The organism is Psychrobacillus soli, from assembly GCF_006861775.1.
GTDB classification, from domain to species: domain Bacteria; phylum Bacillota; class Bacilli; order Bacillales_A; family Planococcaceae; genus Psychrobacillus; species Psychrobacillus soli.
Map to the genome: position 1 here is coordinate 1 of NZ_VDGG01000090.1, position 2,767 is coordinate 2,767.

At 36.2% G+C, this 2,767-nt stretch carries 1 protein-coding gene; it reads right to left on the reverse strand.

The features are described from left to right. Nucleotides 1-226: 226 nt before the first annotated feature. Nucleotides 227-2,395 carry a YheC/YheD family protein gene (locus FG383_RS20680; RefSeq protein WP_142609550.1) on the reverse strand — a complete coding sequence of 723 codons (2,169 nt, stop codon included), beginning with the start codon at nucleotides 2,393-2,395 and terminating at the stop codon, nucleotides 227-229. Between the last annotated feature and the right edge of the window lie 372 nt (nucleotides 2,396-2,767).

Here is a 2,767-nt window from a genome sequence, read left to right on the forward strand (position 1 = left end):
ACAACTCAGAACGAAAGCAATGGGATTTAAAAAAGATGGCTCCGGAAGCATACCGAAACCATCTCATCGCAGCCTAAACTGCAAACTCTCTTTTTATTAAACTGTCTACTTTAAAGGGCTCAGTTCAAACACCTTATAGGTGCTCTTTTTTTTACCTATTTATTAAAATAGTTAAGCCCGAATAATCCCACTAAATATATGGGGCTTATTCAGGCATTTTGTAGCATTATTCTTTAAACGTTTGATCTAAAAACTTAACTGTATCAAACATATTCGTTTTACTTGCTCCTTTGATTAAAATAGTGTCATCCTTATTCACTATTTTTTCCAATAACTCGTGTAATTCTTCTTTTTTGGTGAAATGATATATATTTTTGGGAGAGAATCCTTTTTCTTTTGCCTGGGCACCTATTTCTTCTGTTCGAAACCCATAGGTTATTAAAATGTCTATTCCTTTTTCATGCACGTAATCGCCGACTTTACGATATTCTTCCTCTCTTAACTCCCCTAACTCTCTCATCTGTCCAATGATTGCTATTTTTCGTTTTTTACCTATATTGGATAGAACGTCCAGTGCAGCACGTACACCTTGAGGATGGGAGTGAACGGTGTCATCAATTACTGTAATATTGTCGCGACAATTATAGATAGTTAACCTTCTTGGTGGTTTTTTGAAAATTAGCCCTGCTTTAATTTCCATTGGCGTGAATCCTAAGTAATCAGCCACCGCAATGGCATTTAAGGCATTATATACATGATGCTCACCTAAAATAGGAATAAATAGTTCAATTTCTTGTCGTTGTAGCCTCATTTTGAAACTCATACCGTTGTCTTTATATTGAATCTTATACGCTCTATAGTTTGCTGGTGATTTTGTACTGACAGTTATTATTTTTCCTTTGAACTGCTTAGTCTCCAAATGCTTAGAGTTTTCATCATCCTTGTTTATAATAAGAATGCCCTCTTGATCCATACCGTGGATTAGTTCGGATTTTGCATGAGCAACTCCTTTTATATCGCTATCAAAGTTTCCCACATGTGCAAGTCCGATATTGGTCACTATGCTGATATTTGGTTTAATAATGCTACAATGTTCCGTAATGACCCCTGGATAAGCCATCCCGTACTCTAATACAACCGCCTCGTGTGCGTCATTAATTTCTGCTGCGTGTTTTTTCGTATGCTCTGTTGTATTCCAATAATCTTTGGACTCAAAAATGTTCCATTTTTTCGCCAATATCGATGCAAGAAATGCTTTAGAAGTTGTTTTACCAGCACTTCCTGTTATCGCAATGATTGGTACTTCCCCTTTTTCTTCTATCTTTTTCTTCTTTATTGTCTTTATTTCATTTTTTACTTTGGTTTGGTTCTCTGCTAAAAACTTGGCATATTGAATAGACAGGACTACAACATCTAATTCCAAATAAAAAGCTGGAGGACAACCCGGGCGCCAGTTTACTTCATACACCCAAATTTTCAAATTTTCATCTAACCCAACGTCTATTCCTATCTCATCAATAACCTCTCCGTACTTTACCATTTGAATATGATCTAAATGATTAGCTAATGACAAAGAAAAATGTTCAAGCATCCGTTTAATATCGTATGCCTCTTCTTTAAATTCCAATTGTAAAAATGGTTCTAAGTAGTTAGTGTAGCCTCCATTATTAATATTGGGGATGATAGAACCGCTTGGAGCGATTCGCGGGTATATCGTAGTAATTACCCACTTTCCTTCTCCATTTTTTTGAACATGAAGCCTAAAATCATATACTTGGCCGGATTTAGTGATTGATTGTATATATGGCTGAATAATATAAGTTCCCGTTGCTAACTTCTCTTTCAGAAACTCATTTAACTGCTCCTTAGAATAATTCACATTTTCGGAGTTCCTCCTTACTTCATAACCTTCATCAGTTTTAGAAATGAAGTATATCCCTTTTCCCTTTCTTCCATCAATCGGTTTAAAAACAACTTTTTGAAAGGAAGAAATAAATTTATGAAAATTTTCCACACTCTTTAAAACTTCTGAAGGGATTAAGTAGTTGGTGAATTCTTTTGCTTCCATTAGCCGTTCATTTATATTCCATTTATTCCCTAAAGAATTTGTAGTAAAGGGGATTTCACTTCTCAATTTATCAATAATATCTTTCGATTTTGCTAATTTCTCCGGACTCCCCGCGTTGTAAATAACATCAGGAAAAGGCATAATTCTCTCTTGCCAGCTTCCGTTTTCATAAACTTGGCCTCTAATAAAGCGATTCACAAAGTTCACTGTCCCTGGTGAAAAATAATAAAATTTCACTCCCTCCGCCATAGCGACTGCTGCATATGCATATGACTTTATGACGGTTTTGGGGTCTCTACGATGATGTAGCATTCCTATTATTGTCATTTTATTTTCTCCTTTTGTATTCATTCAATCATATATTTATTAGATTCATCCATTCCCCTTTGCATACGGACAAACGTTCAGTTTTATAAAACTTCTAGTAAAAAGAACAAGCGCCTGTCTCTAACCGATATGGCAAGTGGGAACGATGAATGGAGTGTCACACATAATGGGGATACTGCGTCATAATGACCGCTAGGATTTCCGCTGCAGGGCGGACGCTTTTTAGTGGGGTGAGCGATGAGCCTTCACCGCCGCTTGCGCGTGCGTCTGCAGCGAAAATCAACAATAAAGACTAACTTATCAGCTTCGACTCGTAAAAAACAAAATTTTATACAGTTTTTCGAATAAATAAATCCAGTAAATGGTTTAGAG

Excerpts from the sequence above, each read along its gene's own strand:
- FG383_RS20680 (WP_142609550.1), bottom strand. The coding sequence starts at position 2,395 with ATGACAATAATAGGAATGCTACATCATCGTAGAGACCCCAAAACCGTC.